The sequence below is a fragment of the uncultured Alistipes sp. genome (assembly GCF_963931675.1).
Classification (GTDB): Bacteria; Bacteroidota; Bacteroidia; order Bacteroidales; family Rikenellaceae; genus Alistipes.
Genome location: NZ_OZ007039.1, coordinates 1,075,295 through 1,096,454, shown reverse-complemented (window position 1 = coordinate 1,096,454; position 21,160 = coordinate 1,075,295). Strand labels below are relative to the sequence as shown.

The 21,160-nt window shown below is 59.4% G+C and carries 13 protein-coding genes; 6 read left to right on the top strand and 7 right to left on the bottom strand.

What is annotated here, in order from left to right:
* Position 1 precedes the first annotated feature (1 nt).
* From ABGT65_RS04790 to ABGT65_RS04770, 5 genes are read left to right on the top strand one after another with little or no spacing between them, the layout of a single operon-like run.
* A complete protein-coding gene (locus ABGT65_RS04790) occupies positions 2–886 on the top strand; it encodes an HlyD family efflux transporter periplasmic adaptor subunit (protein ID WP_346700155.1) in 885 nt (294 codons plus the stop codon).
* A complete protein-coding gene (locus ABGT65_RS04785; protein WP_346700153.1) occupies positions 883–1,782 on the top strand; it encodes an ABC transporter ATP-binding protein in 900 nt (299 codons plus the stop codon). Before ABGT65_RS04790 ends, ABGT65_RS04785 begins: the two co-directional genes overlap by 4 nt.
* On the top strand, positions 1,779–2,519 hold the full coding sequence (locus tag ABGT65_RS04780; RefSeq protein ID WP_346700151.1) for an ABC transporter ATP-binding protein: 741 nt from the start codon (positions 1,779–1,781) through the stop codon (positions 2,517–2,519). Before ABGT65_RS04785 ends, ABGT65_RS04780 begins: the two co-directional genes overlap by 4 nt.
* A 6-nt stretch (positions 2,520–2,525) precedes the next feature.
* On the top strand, positions 2,526–3,620 hold the full coding sequence (locus ABGT65_RS04775) for an ABC transporter permease (RefSeq protein WP_346700150.1): 1,095 nt from the start codon (positions 2,526–2,528) through the stop codon (positions 3,618–3,620).
* Positions 3,621–3,623: 3 nt separating this feature from the next.
* Entirely contained in the window at positions 3,624–4,727 is a 1,104-nt protein-coding gene (locus ABGT65_RS04770; RefSeq protein WP_346700148.1) for an ABC transporter permease, read from the top strand.
* A gap of 191 nt (positions 4,728–4,918) precedes the next feature.
* Here the strand turns inward: ABGT65_RS04770 and ABGT65_RS04765 are convergent, their stop codons facing one another.
* Complete coding sequence (locus ABGT65_RS04765) at positions 4,919–7,744, bottom strand: outer membrane beta-barrel protein (RefSeq protein ID WP_346700146.1); 2,826 nt, start codon at positions 7,742–7,744, stop codon at positions 4,919–4,921.
* A gap of 198 nt (positions 7,745–7,942) precedes the next feature.
* Here ABGT65_RS04765 and ABGT65_RS04760 point away from each other — a divergent pair, with 198 nt between their 5' ends.
* A complete protein-coding gene (locus tag ABGT65_RS04760; RefSeq protein ID WP_346700144.1) occupies positions 7,943–9,205 on the top strand; it encodes an anaerobic sulfatase-maturation protein in 1,263 nt (420 codons plus the stop codon).
* A gap of 60 nt (positions 9,206–9,265) precedes the next feature.
* Here ABGT65_RS04760 and ABGT65_RS04755 read toward each other — a convergent pair whose 3' ends face one another.
* From ABGT65_RS04755 to ABGT65_RS04730, 6 genes are all read right to left on the bottom strand, one after another.
* The gene (locus tag ABGT65_RS04755; protein ID WP_346700142.1) at positions 9,266–10,876 is read right to left on the bottom strand and encodes a DUF6377 domain-containing protein; all 1,611 of its coding nucleotides are present in this window, start codon (positions 10,874–10,876) and stop codon (positions 9,266–9,268) included.
* Positions 10,877–10,976: 100 nt separating this feature from the next.
* Positions 10,977–13,217 (bottom strand): TIM-barrel domain-containing protein, encoded by a 2,241-nt coding sequence (locus tag ABGT65_RS04750; RefSeq protein ID WP_346700140.1) that lies wholly within the window; start codon positions 13,215–13,217, stop codon positions 10,977–10,979.
* Between the two features lie 69 nt (positions 13,218–13,286).
* Complete coding sequence (locus ABGT65_RS04745) at positions 13,287–14,795, bottom strand: calcineurin-like phosphoesterase family protein (RefSeq protein WP_346700139.1); 1,509 nt, start codon at positions 14,793–14,795, stop codon at positions 13,287–13,289.
* 49 nt (positions 14,796–14,844) lie between these two features.
* Positions 14,845–16,560, bottom strand: coding sequence for a RagB/SusD family nutrient uptake outer membrane protein (locus tag ABGT65_RS04740; protein WP_346700137.1), 1,716 nt, complete (start codon positions 16,558–16,560; stop codon positions 14,845–14,847).
* Between the two features lie 19 nt (positions 16,561–16,579).
* Positions 16,580–19,567, bottom strand: coding sequence for a SusC/RagA family TonB-linked outer membrane protein (locus ABGT65_RS04735; RefSeq protein ID WP_346700136.1), 2,988 nt, complete (start codon positions 19,565–19,567; stop codon positions 16,580–16,582).
* Positions 19,568–19,605: 38 nt separating this feature from the next.
* Positions 19,606–21,135 (bottom strand): BACON domain-containing protein, encoded by a 1,530-nt coding sequence (locus ABGT65_RS04730; RefSeq protein ID WP_346700135.1) that lies wholly within the window; start codon positions 21,133–21,135, stop codon positions 19,606–19,608.
* Between the last annotated feature and the right edge of the window lie 25 nt (positions 21,136–21,160).

Genomic DNA, 21,160 nt, shown 5'->3' with positions numbered 1-21,160 from the left:
CATGAAACGGATTTCATCTATCGTCCTGGCGATGCTTGCCGTATCGTGCGGCTCCAGGACCCCATACGATGCACAAGGCACCTTCGAGGCTACCGAAGTGGTCGTTTCCTCCGAAGCGACGGGGCGCATCCTCTATTTCAATGTCGAGGAAGGTATGCCCGTAACAGCCGGTGCGGTGGTCGGCGAGATTGACAGCATACAGCTCCATCTACAGCGCAAGCAACTTTCGGCACAGCTCTCGGCCCTCACAGGCAGCCGTCCCGACATCGAGGCGCAGGCAGCGTCGCTGCGCGAACAGATCGCCACGCAGCAGACCGAATGCAACCGGGTCAAGAACCTGCTGCGCGACGGGGCTGCGACGCAGAAACAGCTCGATGACATCGAAGCGCAGATCCGTGTATTGGAGAGCCAGCTCACGGCGACGCTTTCGACCCTCGGCAAAAATACGGCCTCCATCAACGACAATGCGGCGGCCCTGGAGGCGCAGATCGCCGCACTCGACGACCGCATCGCCAAGTGCCGCATCCAGTCGCCCGTTGCCGGCACGGTGCTGGTGAAATATGCCGAAACGGGCGAGCTCGCATCCGTGGGCAAGCCTCTGATGAAAATCGCCGATCTGGACCATATCTATCTGCGCGCCTACTTCACCTCCGACCAGCTCGGGCGGTTCGGCCTCGGAGACCGGGTGCGCGTGGTGGCAGACTTCGGCGGTGACGAGCGTTACGACTACGAGGGGCGTATCATGTGGATTTCATCCGAAAGCGAATTTACCCCGAAAACCATCCAGACGAAAGATTCCCGGGCCAATCTGGTCTATGCCGTGAAAATTGCGGTTAAAAACGACGGGCGGCTGAAAATCGGTCTTGCGGGAGACGTCCTGTTATGAAAGCCATAGACATACGGAGCCTCTCAAAGCGTTTCGGGCGGGTACAGGCACTCGATGCGGTGTCGTTTTCCGTCGGGAAAGGCGAGCTGTTCGGGCTGATCGGCCCCGACGGTGCGGGCAAAACGACGCTGTTCCGCCTGCTCACCACGCTGCTCACCCCCGACAGCGGTACGGCCGTGGTCGATGGGTTCGACATCGTGAACGACTATCTTTCGATCCGCTCGCGCGTGGGCTACATGCCCGGCCGGTTTTCGCTTTATCCGGACCTGACGGTCGAGGAGAATCTCGAATTTTTCGCCGCCCTGTTCGGTGTTAAGGCCCGGGAGTCATACGACCTCGTCGCTCCGATTTACAAGCAGATCGAACCGTTCCGCACGCGCCGCGCCGGGAAACTTTCGGGCGGAATGAAGCAGAAACTTGCGCTTTCGTGCGCATTGATCCACCGCCCGAGCGTGCTTTTTCTCGACGAGCCTACAACGGGTGTCGATGCCGTGTCGCGCGGCGAGTTCTGGGATATGCTCGCCTCTCTGCAGCAAAAGGGCATTACCATCCTCGTCTCGACCCCATACATGGATGAGGCATCGCGCTGCGACCGCATTGCGCTCTGCAACGAAGGACGTATTCTGGGGATCGACACGCCAAACGGCATCGTCCGCCGGTTCGATGCGCCGCTCTATGCGGTACGGGCCTCGAACATGTACGCACTGCTCTCGGCGGCCCGGAGGATCGAAGGCGTTGTGGAGTGCTACCCCTTCGGAGAGGTGCATCATCTGGTGACAGAGCGGGGTTTCGACACCGGGCGGTTCCTGGGGCAGCTGAGTGAACTGGACGGCCTCTCCATCGAACCGGTCGCACCGACCATCGAGGACATATTCATAAAATGGATGAAACGATGAACGACATAGTCATATCGGTGCGTAATCTGACGAAGTGTTTCGGCGGCTTTGTAGCCGTCGACCATATCTCGTTCGATGTGTATCGGGGGGAGATCTTCGGCTTCCTCGGAGCAAACGGTGCGGGAAAGACCACCGCCATGCGGATGCTTTGCGGATTGAGTTTCCCCACGTCGGGCGACGGGTCGGTCGCCGGTTGCGACGTGAGATGCGAAGGCGAGCGGATCAAACGCCATATCGGGTATATGAGCCAGCGCTTTTCGCTGTACAACGACCTGAGTGTTTGGGAAAACATGGATCTTTTTGCCGGGATCTACGGGCTGTCGAAAAAGGAGACGGCTGAACGCGCCGCAGAACTGCTTGCTAAACTTGATTTCGCCTCGGAGCGCGACACCCTCGTGGGGGCCTTGCCGCTGGGCTGGAAGCAGAAGCTGTCGTTCGCCATCGCCACCATCCATCGCCCCGAGGTGGTTTTTCTGGACGAACCTACCGGTGGCGTCGATCCCGTGACGCGCCGCCAGTTCTGGGAGATGATCTACGAGGCTGCAGACGCGGGTACGACGATATTCGTTACGACCCACTATATGGATGAGGCGGAGTACTGCTCGCGCGTGTCGATCATGGTCGACGGCGAGGTGCGTGCGCTGGATACGCCCGCCCGTCTGAAACAACAGTTTGCCGCCGGTTCGATGGATGAGGTTTTCCGCATCCTGGCCCGGGGCGCCCAACGTGGAGAGTAACCTGTTATGAAAAATAATTTTCTTTCATTCGTAAAAAAGGAGTCGTTGCACATCCTGCGCGACAGGCGGACGATGCTCATCGTGGTGTTGATCCCCGTCGTGCTCATGGTGCTGTTCGGCTTCGCCATATCGACGGAGGTAAACAATATCAAGGTTGCGGCGGTTGCCCCCGACCGGACGGATGGCGTGCGGGATGCCGTCGAACGGCTGGCTCGGAACGATTATTTCACCTTCTGCGGCTGTACGGACAACAGATCCATCGATGGGCTGCTTCGCTCGGGCAAGGCCGATGCCGTCGTGGTATTCGCGGCGGACTTTGACCGTCGTATGCAGTTGGCGGCATCGGGCCTGCCGTCGACCCCGGCCATTCAGTTGGTTCTGGATGCCTCAAACGTCAATACGGCAGGCGCTGCGACGGCCTATCTGCAGGGCGTGTTGCTGGGTGCGGAGACGCAGCAGTCGCTGTTCGAAACCCGCATGCTGTTCAATCCGCAAATGAAGAGTGCATTCAACTTCGTCCCGGGAATCATGGGGCTGATATTCATCCTCGTATGCGCCATGATGACCTCCGTGTCGATCGTCCGTGAAAAGGAGGCGGGCACGATGGAGGTGTTGCTCGTCTCGCCTGTACGTCCGTTCAAAATCATCTTCGCCAAGATGATTCCGTATTTCGCCATCTCGTGCAGCGTATTGATCCTGATTCTCCTGCTCGCACGCTACCTGTTGGGGGTGCCTATGAGCGGCGGTGTGGCCGGCATTTTCTCGTTGTCGCTCCTTTACCTGGTTCTCTCTTTGTCGCTCGGGCTGCTCGTATCGACCATTGCCCGCACGCAGGTTGCGGCGCTGCTCATCTCGGCCATGGTGATGATGATCCCCATTTTGATGCTATCGGGAATGCTGTTTCCAATCGAGAATCTGCCGAAATTCTTTCAGGCGGTTTCGCTCCTCATCCCGGCACGCTGGTATATCGATGCCGTACGCAAGATGATGATCCAGGGGGCATCGGTCGTCGAGGTCTGGCAGGATTGTGCCATCCTGTTCTGCATGACCCTCCTGCTGCTCGGCGTCTCGCTCAAAAAATTCAACGACAAACTGGAATAGTCCATGAGAACATTCAAGGTCTTATTACGCAAAGAGTTCCTGCAGATCCGCCGCAATTCATTCCTTCCGCGGCTGATTGTCGCGTTCCCGGTTCTCGTGATGCTGATTATGCCGCTGATTATGACGATGGATGTCCGCAACGTCAATGTCGCCATCGTGGATCTTGACCGTTCCGCCACTTCACGCCGCATCGCTTCGCATGTAGGGGCTTCGGAGTATCTCTCGTTTACGGTGGCGACCTCCGATTTCCAGCTTGCCATGAAACATCTGGAAGAGGGGACGGTAGATGCCATCATAGAGATTCCATCCGATTTCGAACGCGACATGGCTGTCGCCCGGCCCGAGCGCATCAGCATCACCGCCAATGCCGTCAATGCGACCAAAGGTTCGATGGGGATGCAGTATCTCGTGCAGACGATCTCGCGTACCCTTTCGGAGTTGAAGGCCGAAAATAGCCCTGTCGGAGCCTCGGAACTGATTACGGTGCAGAATCGCTTCAACCCCACGTTGAACTATCGTCATTATATGATTCCCGCATTGATGATTATCCTTTTTATGCTCATCTGCGGATTCCTTCCGGCGCTTAGTATCGTGGGCGAAAAGGAGAGCGGAACCATCGAGCAGATCAATGTCACTCCCGTCAGCCGGCTTACCTTCACCCTTGCCAAGCTGCTGCCGTATTGGTTGATCGGTCTGTTTGTCCTGACTGTGGCCATGTGTTTGGCATGGGCCGTCTACGGTCTTACGCCGGAGGGGTCGGTCGGCTCCATTTATCTGGGAGCCATTCTGTTCATTCTCACCATATCGGGGTTCAGCCTGACCATTGCCAATTTTTCCGAGACCATGCAGCAGACGATGTTTGTGATGTTCTTCTTCGTCATGATCTTCATGCTGATGAGCGGTCTGCTGACCCCGATTGATTCAATGCCTGCGTGGGCACGGAAAATCACGGTTGTGCTGCCGCCCCGCTACTTCGTCGAGATCCTGCGGTCGGTCTATCTGAAAGGCGCGGCCCTCGCCGAATTATGGAGCAACTATCTTGCATTGGGTATTTTCGCCATTCTGTTCAACACGCTCGCCGCCGTAACCTATAAAAAGCAAGCATAGTTTCTTGAGCGCAGGGATTGGTTTTCGCTAAGAGGTTGCTTGATACCTCGGATACCTCGGATTCAAGAGATTAAGAATACTGGGAATTTAATCCGGCCAACAGGTGCCCGGATCGCGGTATTCATGGTTTTCGCGACCTGCTGCTCAGTGAAATCGTCGGTCAAGGTGGGCGATGCGGGGCCGGTTTCCGGTCAGGGTGCGGAGCGTTCCGGGATTCCGGTCCGCTTGTAGATCCGGAGGTTGTAGGTGAATTGGAAGGCGACGTATCGTCCCACGGCGAGATTCGTGACGTAGCGGAGCGTCGTGCCCGTCACGGAGCGCTGGAACGTGGAGCTGTTCTGGTCGAACAGGTCGTTGACCCCGACGCTGATCTCCCCGAGCCGGTTGCGGAAGAGCTTTACGCCCAGCAGGACGTTGCAGATCAGCCGCTCTTCGAGAAACGGGTCGGTAATCCCGCGGTAGTTGTTGTAGTCGGCGTTGGCGCGGATGACGAACCGGTTGCGGATCACGAAGGTCGTTTCGGCCCGGGCATGCTGGCTGAAATAGGTGTTGTCGATCGAGCGCACCTGCGAGGAGCTGCGGCTCTCCTGATAGCTTCCGGTGTAGCTGAGTCGGAAATCGACCGCCTCGGAGATGTTGCTGCCGAGTACGGCGCCGAGGTTGTAGGCGTTGTTTGTGAGTTGGTTCTGCACGCCGTTGATGATGCTGGGCAGGCGTCCCGTTGAGATCCCGGCCCGCAGGTTGAGGTTCGAGCGCAGCCAGCGCACCGGAAATCCGTAGTTGATCTGCGCCCGGAGGCTGCGGTAGCCCGCGAGGTTGACCGGACGCACGAACTGGTTGCCTTCGCCCAGCAGGGTCCCCTCGTCGTCGATGACGAAATCCGGCGTGTCGATCACCAATGAATCGGCAACGGTGTTGGGGCTGGCGGCGAACTCCGCCGAGAGGGTGAAGGTCCGGCCCCGTTCGGGGTTGGTGCGGATATACTGCCCCGAAAAACGGTGGGTGTAGACGGGTACGAGGTCCGGGTTTCCGGCGACGACGTTCTGTCGGTTCGTCGTGTTGACGATGTTCTGCAGATCGGTGGCCCGGGGATTCGACGTGCGCCCCGAAGCATTGAACTTCAGCGTATTGTTCCGATTGACGGCAATTTCCGCCACGGTGTTGTAGGTCAGGTTGTCGAATGCCGCTTCGGTCCGGGCCGGATAGGGGAAGGCATAGTCTCCCGAGAATCCGGCGTGCTGGTAGTAGAGCGTTGCGGCGACCTTGGTACTCCGGAACCGGTACTGGCCGGTCGCCCCCACGCGGTGGGTCAGGTACGAATAGTCGTATTCGGACGACTGTTTGGGATTGCGCTCCGCGGGGAAGGTGTTCCCGGCGGTCAGCACGTAGGTGTTGCGATCGACGCTGTTGGCGGCATACGTGCAGCGGTATTCGAGATTCACGCGCACGTGTTTGGCCACCAGCCGCGAGTAGTTGACCGATCCGTAGACCTGGTAACTGGGCTGGTCGCGGTCCGTGCGTGTGATGTTGCGCGAGGAGTAGCGGGTCGTATCGCACGCCGTGTCGTCCGGGTCCCGGAAGGTGTACTGCCGGGGCCGGTTCAACTGTTCGTAGCCGCGGTAGCTGCCTCCGGCCCCGAAGGAGAGATTCTGCGACATCCTGCCCGGCAGGCGGTAGCGGTAGGTCAGCTGGTTCGAGAGGTTGAATCCCCGGCTGTCGTTGTCGTTGAAGTTGTGACGGCGGTAGACGAAGCGGATGTCCTCTTCGGAGAACCGGTTGTCCGTCCGGCTGAGGAGTTCGCTCTGGTTGTCGTTGTCCTGGAAACTGAACGACGTGCGCATCATCAGCGAATGGGACGGGTTCATCTTGTAGTCGATGCGCGAATTGAACCGGTGGTTGAGGTTCAGGGCCTGCGACGTGTTTTCATCGTCGTAGAGGACCAGTTTGTCGGTCGAGGTGAAACTCTGCTTTTCGGTCTGGCTGAGGTTGTGGTTGTCGGTGCGGTTGAAGAAGTAGCTGGCCGTGATTTTTGCCTTTGCGCCCCAGTCGTCGCTGTAGTTGACCCCCACGGCCTGGACCGTGGAGATTCCGGCCAGGGGTTTGACCATGAAGTTCTTGTTTGCGGCGGCGCCGTTCTTCTCTTCGGTGGTTCCGAGAATATCCTCGAAGGAGAAGTTCTGGCGGCTGACATTGTTCGCCAGGCCGATAATGGTAACACGGCGGTCGTTGTCGAAGATGTTGGCATTTCCGCCGCCGATGTATTTGTCGGGGACTCCGTAGGCGCCGTAGATGCGTCCGAAGGTTCCGCGGCGCTTGTCGGGTCGTGTGACGATGTTCAGGGCGGTGAATCCTTCGCCGGTATCCACCCCCGTGAATTCCGCCTGGTCGCCCTGGGAGTTGTAGATTTCGATGCTCTCGATCATGTCGGCGGGGATGTTGCGCACGGCCGACATGACGTCGTTTCCGAAGAATTCGCGTCCGTCGACATAGACCCGCTGGATGGATCGCCCCTGGGCGGCGATTCCGCTGTCGTCGACCTCCAGTCCGGGCATCTTCGAGAGGAGCGTCCCGGCATCGGTCCCGAATGCGACCTTGTAGGCTGCGGCGTGGTAGGAGAGCGTGTCTCCGTGGACCGAGGAGCGCAGTGCGGGAGTTTCGATCACCACGTCGTCGATGGCCTCGGCGCGGGGCGTCAGCCACAGCGAATCGAGCGTGACGAGATTCTCTCCGACCTTCAGGTCGCGGCGCAGCGAGTCGTATCCCAATGATGTGAGGGTCAGCCGGTAGCTGCCCGCCGGGACCCGTTGAAACTCCCCCTTTCCGTTTGTTCCCGAGGCGGTGTAGAGCGGTGCGGCAAGCGAATCGGTGCGGCTGCGCAGTTCGGCGACGGCCCCGATGACGGCCTCGCGTGTGGCGCGGTCGGCCACGCGGAAGCGCACACCGCCCGTCTGGGCTTTGATTCCCGAGACGAAGAGCAGCCCCCAGACGCCTAAAATAGCCGTTTTTCGCAGGTTCATCGTATGGAGAGTGGTTTCGGGTGATAAAGATAGTGCTTTTTATGGGGTCAGAGGGTTTTCTCTGTTTTATTTTGGCGAACAAATGTTCTTTTCCTGTAAAACAGGCGGTGCGTCTTGACAAAACCCTGTGCGGAGGTGGTTTTTTGTGCCCGACTTTTCCTATCTTTGTCTTTGCAACCAGCCAAAAGCGATTTTCCGATGAAAAACAAGGACATTTTCACCTTCCGGGACGCCGAGAAGCAGGTAGGTCCGGTGGCCTTTTCGACGATGCTCAAACCCGCGGGCTCGACCTGCAACCTCGACTGCCATTACTGCTACTACCTGGACAAGGCCGTCCAGTACGGCGGCCGGCAGGCGGTGATGAGCGACGAGCTGCTGGAACTCTACATCCGGCAATACATCGAGGCCAACCAGGTGGATACGGTTCAGTTCTGCTGGCATGGCGGCGAGCCGCTGCTGCTGGGAATCGAGTTTTACCGCAAGGCGATGGAGTTGCAGCAGAAATATGCCGACGGCAAACGGATCGAGAACACGCTGCAGACCAACGGCACGCTTGTCGATGAGGCGTGGTGCGATCTTTTCGCAGGAAATAATTTCCTGGTGGGGATTTCGCTCGACGGCCCGCAGGACATCCACGATTCGTTCCGCGTGACGAAGGGCGGTCGGCCGACCTTCGAACGGGTGATGCAGACGATCTCGATGTTCCGGCACGGCGGCGTGGAGTACAACACGCTGAGCGTCGTGAACCGCCTCTGCGAAGGACGCGGCGCGGAGATCTACCGCTTCTTCCGCGACACGGTGCACAGCAAATACATGCAGTTCCTGCCTGCCGTCGAACATGTCGTCGACGTGGCGGGTTTCCACCGCCCGCTGATCGTCTCCCCGGAGCGCGAGGGGGCGCGGCTGGCCGAGTGGTCGGTCACGGCCGCGGGTTACGGCCGCTTTCTGTGCGACATTTTCGACGAGTGGGTCGTGAGCGATGTGGGCCGCACTTTCGTGCAGATGTTCGATGCTACGCTGGCTCAGTGGTGCGGGGTGCAGCCGGGCGTCTGCTCGATGGGTGAGACGTGCGGCGATGCGCTGGTCGTCGAGCACAACGGCGATGTCTACTCGTGCGACCACTTCGTCTATCCGGAATACCTGCTGGGCAACATCCGCGAGACACCGTTGGCGGAGATCTACCGTTCGAAGAAGCGCCGCGACTTCGGCCTGGCGAAGCGTAACGCCCTGCCGGCCGAATGCCTGCGTTGCAAATACTACTTCGCCTGCCGGGGCGAATGCCCGAAGCATCGCTTCGAGACGGGTTCGGACGGCTGCCGCAAGAATTCGCTCTGCGAGGGGCTGAAGGCCTACTTCCGCCATACGGAGCCCTATATGGAATACATGCGTGACCTGCTGTCGAAGCAGCAGTCCCCGGCGTGGGTCATGCCCTTCGCCCGCAAGCGCATGGGGCTGATGTAGCGGCTGCGACGGTGTATCGGAGCACGGCGTGTACTTTCGCCCTCCCCTCCGGGTTGCCGGTCAGAAGCCGATGAGCCGCACCTGTTTTTCGAATTCGTTGCGCGCCCCGAGCGCCGAGTTGCGCAATCTGGTGCGGTAGGTGTAGACGGTCGTCGAAGCGCAGTTGAGGAAGCTGGCGATATGTCCGCTGTCGGTAATTCCGAGCCGCATGACGGCCAGGATCCGCAGTTCGGTGGGCAGCGTCTTGTCGGCACGTACGGGGAAACGGGCCGACTCTTCGAGCAGGGCGTTGACCTGCTCGATGAAATCGGGGAAGATGCCGAGGAACGTCTCGTCGAAAATCCGGTAGAAGTCCCGGTAGTCGCGGTCGACATCCGACGGCGACCGCAACTTGCGCATCAGGGCCTCGGGCCCCTCTTTTTTTGCCGTTTTCCGCAATTCGTCCCGATATTGATCGACCCGGCCGATGTACTGTGTGGCCAGGTGCATGTAGCGGAACACGTAGTTGTTCTTGATCCTGTTGGCGTCGCGCAGGCTGTCGTTCAGCTGGCGGATCTGCTCGTTCCACTCGTTGAGCTGCCTGTTGGTCTGCTGCAGCTTCCGGTGCTGCTGCAGGGTATACATGAGCAACAGCAGGATGATGGCGCACAGTGCCATGAAGATGTATATCATGACGGTCAGGATGCGGCTGCGAGAGTTGATGCTGTAGACGACGGCCTGGTTGATGATCATCTCGGCCTGGCTGGAATGGAGGATGCGGGTGTTGTAGTTGCACTCCAGCATGTCGGACATCGTGCACTGGATATAACGCGCCGCGCGCTCCATATCTTTCTCCTCGAACATCAGCAGCGCCAGGTTGTACAGCGAGAGGTACTCGCGGACCGGGGTCTGGAGGTCCGAAATCGCCGTTGTGGCGAGCCATAACTTGTTCTGCTCCCGATCGCCGAGCGCCTCATAGGCGTTGGCGATGTTGTAGGCGATGCGGGCGAGCGTGCGGTTGTTGTACTTTTCGGGGTCGTAGAGCGGCAGCAGAATCTCCAGCGCCTCGTCATAGCGGTGCATGTCCATGAGTTCGAGGGCCCGGAGTCGTTGGCGGGTGACGTACGAGTGTCCGTCGAAGCCGATGCGCGTGTGGCGCAGCCGGACGAGAGAATCGGTATATTTTGCCTGCTGCTCTTCGGGGCCTTCCGAGGCGGCGAGCCGTCCGAAAATCGCCATCTGCTGTGTATAGTAATTCGCCCGCATGCGTTTGTTGATGCCGACCGTATCGAGCGAGAGGATCAGTTTGTAGGCTCTTCCGACATTGTTGCGGGCGATCTGCACCCCGGCATCGCAGGTTGTCGAGAGGAACTGCATCTCCCGGTCGCCGGTTGCGGCGGCATAACGGTACATCAGTTCGGAGTAACGGGCGGCGGAGTCGATGTCGTAGGTGATGTAGGCGTTGAACAGGTGGTGGGCCATTTGCCATCTTGACGTGTCGTCGGGTGCAGCGCCGAGTCTCCGGCGCAGCGAATCGGCCTGTCGGTTGAAACGCTCTGCGTAGCAGGATTTCTGACTGATGACCCGATCCAGTTCGTCGAATACCTGTTCGTTGCCGTCTTTGCGGCAGGCACAGAAGAGAACGAGACAGGTCGCGACACCGAGGATGGCGGAAAGGGACGGTTTTCTCATCGGCAGCGGTCGTTTGAGGACAAATTTATAAAAAAAAGCGAATCCCGCATCATTTCCATGGCGCGGGATTCACTTTTCGTGCGGGTCGTTTCCGGAAAGGTTATCCGAAGATCTCTATCCTTATTTCCTTGCGGATGTCCGTTGCCGGGACCTCTACGGTCGGGCACTCCAATTGCGTATCGTACGAAATCCTTGCGGTGCGGCCGTTGACCTTGACGCGGCGGATTTCTCCCATGGCGGGGAGCTGGAGTCTGTAGGCCCGTTGGGGGACCTGCCCTTCGTAGCTGCCCGACGCGGGGCGGATGGTGATGGTCGTCACCTCTCCCTGGCGACGGTAGTTGAGTTCCGTGGTGGCGTACAGGCCGCGTTCGTAATCGCGGGTCAATCCGTCGTCCTCGTAGAGCGTATAGGTGTTGTTGGCATCGCCCGATGCGGGATAGACGCGCATGACGAGCGTGGTGAGCGGTGTCGATGCGGGACGGGGCGTGTAGGGTTGCATGGGCAGCACCCAGCCGCCGCGGACGTAGAGCGGGAATTCGTCGAGCGGTTTGGCGATGCGGCGCACCTGGCCTCCGTCGACACGTTCGTGGGTGAAGAAGTCGTACCATACGTCCCCTGCGGGAAACCACACCTGTTGTGAGGCGATTCTCTCTTCGCCCTCTCCCGGCGAGGTGATCGGCGCGGCGAGCAGGTTGTCCCCGAAGAGGAACTCCTGGGGATTTTCGTAGGCGGGTTTTTCATGCCCGTAGTCGATATACATCGGGCGGTTGAGGGGCACCATCGTCGAGTGGGTCTGCCAGACGCTGCTGTAGATGTAGGGCATCAACTCCGAACGCATGTGGTACATGCGGCGCATGGCGACGGTTTCGCGTTCTCCGCTGAGCCACGGGCGGCGGTCGAGGCGCGCATCCTTCGTGGAGTGGACCCGCAGGGCGGCTGAAAGCGCTCCGAATTGTGTCCACCGTACCGTCAGTTCGGGATTCGGGTCACCGCGGAATCCGCCGATGTCGTGCGCCCAGTAATAGCAGCCCGCGTTGCCGCTGGCGGCGGTGAGCTTCACCTCGAAGGCGAGCAGCTCCCAGTTGGCCTGGGCGTCGCCCGAAAACTGGATCGGGTGGCGATGGTCGCCCCAGCCGGCCCAGCGGCTGTATCCGGCGCCGCGCAGCCCTTTCCGCTCGGTTTCGCGGTAGTAGAGCTCGTTGATCCATTGCAGTGTCGTGGAGCGGTAACCGCGCACCTCGGGATAGAGGTAGTTCTGTTGCCAGTCAAGCCACCAGAAGTCGATTCCCAGATCTTCGGTCGAATGGTGGGCATGTTTGAAAAAGGTCTCCATGTATTTTCGGTCCCCAACGTCGAAGAGCAGCGGTTTGGAGGGGTCGGCGCCCATGTCGGCCATAAAGTCTGCGTACATCTCCTCGTGGGGACGGATTCCGTCGTGCGGATGGTCGTTGAGCGATACGGTGACGCCGCGGCGGTGCACCTCGGCGATCAGTGCTCCGGGGTCGGGGATACGCGTGCGGTCCCACGTGTAGCCCGTCCAGCTGCGGCTGCCGGCGTGTCCGGTCCCGATTTGTGCGTCGTAGGTGTGCCACCCCATGTCGAAGACGAGGTTGTCGAGCGGGAAGTCGTTCTCTTCGTATCCGTCGATGATCGAGAGGAACTCTTCGGAGGTATAGTCCCAGTAGCGGCAGTACCAGACGCCGTGGATGTATTTGCGGGTCATGGGCACGTGCCCGCTGATGGCCCCCAGGTCGGCGAGGGCGGCCCGGTAGTCGTTGCCGTAGACGAAGCAGTACTGGTCCTGTACGTGGCTTTTCGTGTCGCGCGGGGCGAGCCATCCGTCGATCAGCAGGTCGGAACGTTCGTCGTCGATCACGTACCAGCCGTCGCGGCTCAGCAGCCCGTCGTGCATGGGAATCTCCCCGGTGACGCGGTCGAGGGTCTCGATCGGGCCTCCGAGGTTGTTGCGGAAGATGCAGCGGTTGGTGAATTTCTTCTCTTTGCCGTTGAGGGTATAGTAGGCTGCGAAGTTGTGGAGCCCGAAAGGAAATCCGTCGTGTTCGTAGACGATGCGCAGGGCCGAGGTCGTGATCTCGTAGCGGTTGTCGCCCAACGCGCGGACCTTGAACTCGGTGGCGGGGAGCAGGTTGCTTCTGTCGTAGGCGAAGTAGGTCGGGGCGTCGATGAATTTCCCGTCATGGGCGAACTCCAGCCGGAACAGGGTCGGGGTGATGAGCGTCAGGCGGTTCTCACCGAAGACAAGGGGGTTTTCGAAGTCCTGCGCCCGGGCGGAGAGCCCGCAGCACATGGCGATCAGGAGTGCGAGAATTGTTTTTTTCATGGGCAGAGACATGGTTGAGACCCTCCGTGCCTCCCGCAGGAGGGCACGGAGGATTGTTGAGACCGTGGACTATTCGTTCTGGATGCTTTCGGTGTATACGTTCCCGTAGGGGTCGGTAGCCTTCACCGTGACCTTCTCCCAGGAGTCTGAAACGGGCTTGTAGTAGAACATGTGGTCGTTCTTATCCTCGGGTTCGGCCGTCGGACGGTGTTCGGGGACGGTTTCGCCGAACATGAAGTCGTATGCACGGCGGTCCATTTCGTACTTGAGGTTCGAGTCCGAGCGGAGCGTCACCCAGTCGGAATTGTCCTCCTGCACCTCGACCGTCCAGGTGGTGTGCCAGTTGAAGATGTTGAAGATCAGTCCGTCGCGGTACTGCTCCGAGACGGCCTCACCCGGGCCGTAGAGGTACATCTGGTATTCGCGCGGATAGGCCGTACCCTTGTAGTACCAGTTCTTGATCCGGTTCCCTTCGATTTCGTAGACCGCATAACCGCGGGGACTGCCGTCGTTGCACAGCTCTTTCCCGTTCCAGTAGGCCCCCATGACGGACCCGAGCGTGTTCTCCTCGATCGATTCGGAGATGGTGGTCGTGTAGTTGTTGTGCGAGTGTCCCGAGAGGATGCGCACCTGGTAGCCCTTGAGCCGAGCATAGAGTTCCTCGCAGTTCTCGACTTGGGTCGAGGGACGGTTGCGGCGCGACGTCGGGATGTGCACGCCCAGGATGATGAGCTTGTCTTCGGGAACGTATTGCAGGTCCTGCTCCAGCCAGGCCATCTGCTCGTCGGTGATGTCGGCCGTATAGGAGGACGAGCCCGCGTAGAGGACATCGTCGAGGACGATGAAGTGGCAGTCCCCGATGTTGTAGGAGTAATACGTGGGGCCGAATGCCGACTCGAAGCTGGCGTCGGCCTCCGTATCGTCGGAGACAGCCTTGTCGTGGTCGTGGTTTCCGATGACCTGGAATACGGGGACGCCGATCTTTTGGATTCGCTCCTTGTAGATCGTGTGGTAGGGCATGTTGTCCCATACCAGGTCGCCCAGCGAGATGCCGTAGACGGGAGCCTGCAGCTCCTCCTGTACGTAGGGGATCAGGAACGGAAGCACCTCTTCGTCGAGCATCGTCACCTCGTCTTCGCGGCCGATCTGCACGTCGGCCAGTGCCAGAAGGGTGAAACGCTCCTTTTTGGCGGCCCGTTCGAGCTTGAAGCTGCGCTGCACGACGTCGTTGTCGCCCAAAGCGATCTTCTTGTATATCTTCGGATGCCCGTTTTCCATCGGGATCTCATACTCCGCGGGCACGGAGACAAAGACGAACGGAGTCGTCCGTTTGACGCGCATCTGGTAAATGCCCCGGGCATCGGTGGTGGTCACCGTGAAGCCGTCGCTGACAACGACACCTTCGATCGGATTCTTGCCGTCGGTAACGCGCCCTACGAGGTTCATGCCGGGTTCGGGCTCGATGTCCACCTTTTCGTGAAGTGCTCCGAGAATCTGGGCGCCTTCGTCCTCGCTGCAGGCGACCGAACCGGTGACCAGCAGAAAGGCCAACAGATAATATTTGATGTATTTGATCATTTTTTCGGTTTTTAATGTTCAACACTCTTGAATCCGGTGCCCGCGGGCGCTATTGCGGGTTATAGCCCGTATACCCGGGATTCTGTTTGATCAGGTTGTTGGCCGAGATGGCCGAGTTGGGAATCGGGAACAGGTTCAGATTCCTGGCCTGTTCTTCGTCTCCGAGCGGCGTGTGGTCCCACCATGCGTCGGTCGTGAACTTGTTCCAGCGGATCAGGTCGGTACGGCGGCGCCCCTCGCCCAGGAACTCGATCATCCATTCGTCGAGCATGCGGTATTCATCGAGGTTGTCGGCCGTCACGGGGTCGGGGTCCTCCCTGTTCTCGAAGTTGCGCGCACGTACCCGGTTGATCAGCTCGGCGGCCGTTCCCTTCTGCCCTGCCCGCATCTCGCATTCGGCCAGCATGTAGTAGATCTCCGTCAGCCGGATGACCGGGCAATCGGGATTCCATCGCAACTGGATGTCGTCAAGGTCGGGTTGCGGGGACTTTACCAGGCGGACGCCTGAGTTCTCCTCGCCGTCGGCCATCGTCGAGGTCAGATCGGCGACCGAATTGTACTTGCTGCCGACCTCCGAGAAACGGGCGACCTGGTCGACCAGGTTGATCACCTTGCCGCTGTACTCCTTCTGCCCGAGGCACTGTTTCGACGGGTCGTTGGGGTTGGTCTGCTCACCGATGAGGAACATACCCTCGTATTGTCCGTTGCCGAGGTAGCGATAGGGCTTCTTGCGCAGGTCCTTGTCGTGGAATTTCCGGTAGGGGTTGCCCAGTTTCCATTGGGTATAGTAGCGGCCCTGGGGGTCGAGCGAGGGGGTCAGCATGAATCCGTTGTATCCGGCCGTCTCGCTCCCGAAGTACTCATAGGCCGAATAGTGGTAGAAGTATTTGAAATACCAGTTCCATTCGAGTTTGGCATTTTCAGAGGGCACCGTCCAGATCACCTCCGGCGAGGTGTTGTTGTCGAAACTGTGAGGGCCGTACCAGGTGTCATCGAGATCGTAGGTGCCATAGACGCCTCCGATGATGTCGCGGCAGAGCTTGGCACACTCCTCGAAACGCTCCTCGCCGATGTAGGCGACGGCATTGAAGTAGAGCTGGGCCAGCATCGCTGCGGCAGCCGCCTGCTTGATGTAGCCGTCTTCGGATGCCCCGAGCGTCGTCTTCTTCGTGAGGGTCGGGATCGCCTCCTTGAGCAGGGTCTCGACATGCTCGAAGGTCTCGCGGGCCGTACTGCGGCCCCGGAGGTCGTCGTTGACCGAATAGTAGATGGGCATGCCTCCGAAGTAGTCGAGCCCGCGCATGTAGAAGTAGGCCGTGATGGCGTTCAGCTGGTTGATGTGGTCGGCCTTGACCTTGTCGTCGAGCCCGATGGCGTTGTAGTCTACGGCCTGGAGGTCGGCTTTGGCCTCCAGGGCGCGCGAGATGCCCCCGGTGGTGCCGTCGTAGGTATTGACGATGAACCGGTCGTCGGGCGACCAGGTGTGGTAGTGCAGGCGATAGTATTCTCCGCCGTTGTACCAGTCGCTGCCACGTTTGGGACATACCATCTCGTCGGTGGTCAGTTCCTGGAGGTACCACCTGTCGGCCCCGATGTACCATTTCCAGTGGGTGAAGGGCCTGCACAGCACGGCGTAGGTGCTTTCGGGCGAGGTGATGAAGGTGTCGGGGGTGACTTCCGAGTAGAATTTCTCGTCGAGGTCGCAGGAGGGTGCGGAGATGGCGGCGACCCCGGCCAGTACGGCAATTATATGTTTCTTGATCATAACGATTTTCGATTTTGGATTAGAAGGTTATCTGCACACCCAGCGTAAAGCGGGTCGTCTGCGGATACATCGATGCGGTGTCGTTGACGTACTCGAATCCGGGATAGAGTCCGTTGATGTCGATTTCGGGGTTGAGCCCGTTGTAGTTGGTGAAGACGGCCAGGTCGCGGATCGTCAGGTAGAGTTTCGCGGACTGAATGTAGCGCGTCCATTTTCTCAGGTCGAGCGTATATCCGAGGTTGATGGCGTCGATCTTGAGGAACGATCCGTCGTCGAGCCAGTAGTCGCAGAGGATCTTTTCGTCCTTGATATTGCGGTTGCGCGTGTAGGCCGACTTGAGGACGTTGAGCTGCGAGTCGTTGGCCAGTCCGTAGTACATGTTCACCTGGCTGAAGACGTCGTAGTCGAGCCAGCTGCGCAGGTAGACCGACAGGTCCCAGTTCTTGTACTTGAAGGTGTGGTCCCACGACAGAATGACCTTCGGAATCGCGTTGCCGACGAAATGCTTGTTCTCGGCGATGAGGTTCGAGGTGCTGCCGTCGATGGCCGGTACGATTTCGTTGTTCTTGTCGTAGATCAGCCACTTGCCATTCTCGTCGAGCCCGGCGTATTTGTAGATGAAGAACTGTCCCAGCTCAAGTCCGTTCTGCAGGCGCACGGCCGTTCCCGGGTTGCCCGGCGAGGGGAACGTCACCTCGTCGAGGAAGAACCCGTCGTCTCCCAACCGGTTGATGCGAGTCTTGTTGTGCGACAGGCGTACCGACGACGTATAGCGGAAGTTCTTGCTGCGTACGATGTCCCCGCCGAGCTCGAACTCCCAGCCTCTGTTCTCGAGGCTGCCGATGTTCTTCATCACCGTGTCGTGCACCATCGGGGGCATCGGGGCGTTGACGTTGTAGAGCATGTCGTTGACCTGACGGTAATAGAGGTCGAATTTTCCCCAGAGGCGGTTGTCGAAGAGCGCGAAATCGAACCCGACGTTCAACTCGGACTTCTCCTCCCATTTCAGATCGGGGTTGATGTTGCGGACCGAGCCGTATCCGGGCTGCCAGATCCCGTTGGTGGGCCACATGTCGTTGGCCGTGTACATGCGGGTCGTGTAGCCGTTTCCGAAACCGTTGTTACCCGTTACGCCGTATCCGAGGCGGATCTTGAGGTCGTCGATCCAGCGGATGTCGCGCATGAAGGCCTCGTTCGAGAGGCGCCAGCCTCCCGAGACGGCCCAGAAATTACCCCATCGGTTGTTCGGGCCGAATTTTGAGGAACCTTCGCGGCGGAAGCTTACCGTTGCCATGTAGCGGTCCTTGTACGAGTAGTTGGCACGCCCAAAGAGCGACAGCAGCCGTTCGCGCGGGTCCTTGCTCGAATCCATCGAGGCGCGGCCGTCCGTGAGGTACGAACCGACGCCCATGTCCCACGGGCCGACTCCGTCGACCGGGAAGTCGTAGTTCGACATGCTGAAGCTCTCGCCTCCGGCCTGCCAGAAGCTGTATCCGGCCACGACGTCGAGCGTATGGTCCTCGGCGAAGGTGCGGTGGTAGTTGGCGTATGCCTCGACCGAAACGCGGTTATCCTTGCTGAACTTGTGCGAGGCACCTCCGCGGCGGCTGTTGTCGATCGACTCCTTGTGGTCATGCGAGACGTAGGTGTACTCCTGGTACTGGCGCTTGTCGATGCCTACGGTCCCTTGCAGCGAAAGCCCCTTCATCAGGTTGATTTTCACCGTGGCATCGGCCAGCAGCCATTGGTCCTTGCCGTTTTTCGTGCGCAGCATGATGTCGGCAACAGGGTTGAAGCTCGTGCCGGAGATGCCGTTCCCCACGACGTTGTAGTCCGAGGGATTCTCGGGGTCGTAGAGCGGGATGGTGGGGTTGAGCCCGAACGCCATCTTGAAGATTCCCGACGAGTTGCGGTTGTCGCGCTCCGCCTCGCGGAACTGGGCGTTGGCGCGTACCTCGACCAGTCCGTCGAAGAGGTTGAAACGTGCATTGATACGTCCCGAATAGTCCTTGCGATTGTCGCCGATAACGATACCTTTCTGGTCCTGGGCCATGAACGAGGTATAGACCTGGGCGGCCTCAGTACCTCCCGAGAGGCTCACCGTATGGCGCTGCGAGAATGGCAGCTCGTTGGTCAGCTCCTTGAACCAGTCGGTATCCGATCCGTAATCCTCGCCGAGCCCGTATTCGACATACTCGCTCGAGGAGAGCAGGTCGGGGTATTTGCGGATGCTTTCGATCGAGAATTCTCCCGTATAGTTTACGCTTACGCGCCCCTGTTTGGCCCGTTTGGTCGTGATGAGGATCACGCCGCCGGCCGCGCGTGTGCCGTAGATGGCACCTGCCGAGGCATCCTTCAGTACGTCGATCGACTCGATGTCTTCCTGGATGAGGGCGCGCATGTCGCCGCCGGGGATGCCATCGATCACGACGAGAGGGCTCTGGCTGGCATTGATCGATGCCACGCCGCGCAACTGGAATCCGTTGCTGCTGTTGGGGCTGGAGCTGCCCGAAATAGTCAGTCCGGGAACCTTGCCCTGAAGTACCGTGGCGATTGTCGACCCGCCCATGCCGGCGGTCAGGTCGTCGCTCTTGATCGAGGTGATGGATGAGGTCACCGACTTCTTTTCCATCGTGCCGTATCCGATGACCACGACATCCTTGAGTACCTGGCTGTCGTCCTGCAGGGTGATATTGATGACTGATTGCGTGCCGATCTCCACCGTCTGTTCGGCATATCCGATGTACGAGAACTTCAGCTGCCCGGCGGTCGGGGCATTGATCGCATAGTTTCCGTCGATGTCGGTCGTCGTTCCGGTTGTCGTGCCGACGACCACGACGGTGGCGCCGACGAGCGGCTCGCCGGCCGCGTCGGTCACCCGGCCGCTCACCTGATTGCGGTTCTGGGCCTGCAGGGACAGCGCGGCTGTCGTCAGCAGCAGGCAGCATACGATGCGCAGAAGATAGCCCCCAAGGGATCTCCCCGTCGCTGCAAATCTCTTGTTCATATCTGACAGTATGTTTTTCATGTTTGGGTCCCGTTAAATTATTCTACTGCGGTTTTCGTCATCTTGATGTCGTCGAGGAACCAGCGGAAATAGCCGCTTGCATCCTGTTGTGTGGAGCGGATGACGATCCGGGTGTCGGCGGTGATGCCGTAGCACGTCACGCTCATGGACGTCCATCCCCAGACCGGATCGGGGGTCATGGGGGCGCTCAACTTCTCCGAGTCGCCGTTTACCGTGCCGGGGCCTTCGAGAATCTCGACCGTGACGGTAATGGCATCGGGATTTCCCGATCCGCCAATATTGGCGCAGGTCTCGAACGCAAGTTTCACATCGGTGCACTGCCCTGCAGGAACGTCGATGGCCGGAAGGATGACTCCCGTCTGCTTGTTCTTGCCGCCCATGTGGAGGTAGTCGGAGGCGATGTAGAGGCAGTTTGCACTCGGATTGAGGTCCTCGAGCCCGCATGCCGCCCAGGCGGCTTTGATCTCGGCGTTTGCCTGCACGCCGAGCCGCGTCCATTTGGCGCCGTCGAGCCCGACCTGGTCGTCCATGCCGAACGGGATGGCCCAGTCGAACGGCTCGTTGTAGTAGACGTATCCGACTGCCTCGCCGTCATCGTCGTAAAGCGAATTCTTCGCATTTTGATCGATCCGGACGGCGGCTTCCAGTCCGTTGAGCGAGGTGGTGATCTTCACCGCTCCCTCGCGGGGTGCTCCCGAAGTGTTTTCGTAGACGAGAAGCGTTACCTCCGTCTCCCCTGCCTCTCCCGAGGCGGGTTCGATCGACAGCCAGTCGTCGCAGGTCGATGTCCACGCTTCGGCGGATGTGATCGTGAAGGTCAGCGGGGTCTGGGCCTCGTCGGAGAATCCGAATTTGTTCACACGGAAATTGTCGGCGGAGAGTTTTAATCCCTCGAGATTCTGGATGACGGTGACGGTCTCGCTCTTCGACCCGGCGTTGATGACGAACGATCCCGTGCGTTCGCCGCCGGTTTTGTTCTGCTCGACGGTCAGTTCGATGCTCATGTCGCCGGCCTCCCCGGAGGTGGCGGCCGGAGTGATCCACTTGCTGTCGTCGGCAACCGTGATTGTCCAGTCGCTGTTGGTCGAGAGGTATATTTCGGCCTTTTCGCCCGTTTCGAGCAGTCCCGACTTCACGACAGTGATCTCCGTCGGGGAGACGGAAAGCGCGTCGACCTTGAGTTTCTGCGTGACGGCGATGGTGCGGCGTGTTCCGCCTTCGCCTTCGAAGATAATGAATCCGGTGCGGTCCTTGCCGGTATTGTTCTCGTCAATGTCGAGGAAGATGCGTACACGGCCGCGGTCTCCCTCACTATGGGTGAGGTGAATCCACTCTTCGACGTAGGTGGCCTGCCACGAACGGTTGGTCCCCAGTTCGAAATTCACCATCTCTCCCTCAACGGTAAGTCCGGTATATTCGACCTCGATCTCCTGCTGGGTGACCGTGAGAAATGCATCGGGTTCGGTTTCGTTGCATCCTGCCAGCCCGATTCCCGACATGAACAGCAGGGCGGACGTTGCCCTGAATAACATATGTTTGAAATTCATGGTGTTTCGGTTTATGATTGTTGAC

Bases quoted from the DNA above. Each gene is read 5' to 3' on its own strand.
- ABGT65_RS04755 (WP_346700142.1), bottom strand. From the start codon at position 10,876: ATGAGAAAACCGTCCCTTTCCGCCATCCTCGGTGTCGCGACCTGTCTC.
- ABGT65_RS04750 (WP_346700140.1), bottom strand. From the start codon at position 13,217: ATGAAAAAAACAATTCTCGCACTCCTGATCGCCATGTGCTGCGGGCTC.
- ABGT65_RS04780 (WP_346700151.1), top strand. From the start codon at position 1,779: ATGAACGACATAGTCATATCGGTGCGTAATCTGACGAAGTGTTTCGGC.
- ABGT65_RS04760 (WP_346700144.1), top strand. From the start codon at position 7,943: ATGAAAAACAAGGACATTTTCACCTTCCGGGACGCCGAGAAGCAGGTA.
- ABGT65_RS04770 (WP_346700148.1), top strand. From the start codon at position 3,624: ATGAGAACATTCAAGGTCTTATTACGCAAAGAGTTCCTGCAGATCCGC.
- ABGT65_RS04735 (WP_346700136.1), bottom strand. From the start codon at position 19,567: ATGAACAAGAGATTTGCAGCGACGGGGAGATCCCTTGGGGGCTATCTT.
- ABGT65_RS04740 (WP_346700137.1), bottom strand. From the start codon at position 16,560: ATGATCAAGAAACATATAATTGCCGTACTGGCCGGGGTCGCCGCCATC.
- ABGT65_RS04775 (WP_346700150.1), top strand. From the start codon at position 2,526: ATGAAAAATAATTTTCTTTCATTCGTAAAAAAGGAGTCGTTGCACATC.
- ABGT65_RS04785 (WP_346700153.1), top strand. From the start codon at position 883: ATGAAAGCCATAGACATACGGAGCCTCTCAAAGCGTTTCGGGCGGGTA.
- ABGT65_RS04745 (WP_346700139.1), bottom strand. From the start codon at position 14,795: ATGATCAAATACATCAAATATTATCTGTTGGCCTTTCTGCTGGTCACC.
- ABGT65_RS04765 (WP_346700146.1), bottom strand. From the start codon at position 7,744: ATGAACCTGCGAAAAACGGCTATTTTAGGCGTCTGGGGGCTGCTCTTC.
- ABGT65_RS04730 (WP_346700135.1), bottom strand. From the start codon at position 21,135: ATGAATTTCAAACATATGTTATTCAGGGCAACGTCCGCCCTGCTGTTC.
- ABGT65_RS04790 (WP_346700155.1), top strand. From the start codon at position 2: ATGAAACGGATTTCATCTATCGTCCTGGCGATGCTTGCCGTATCGTGC.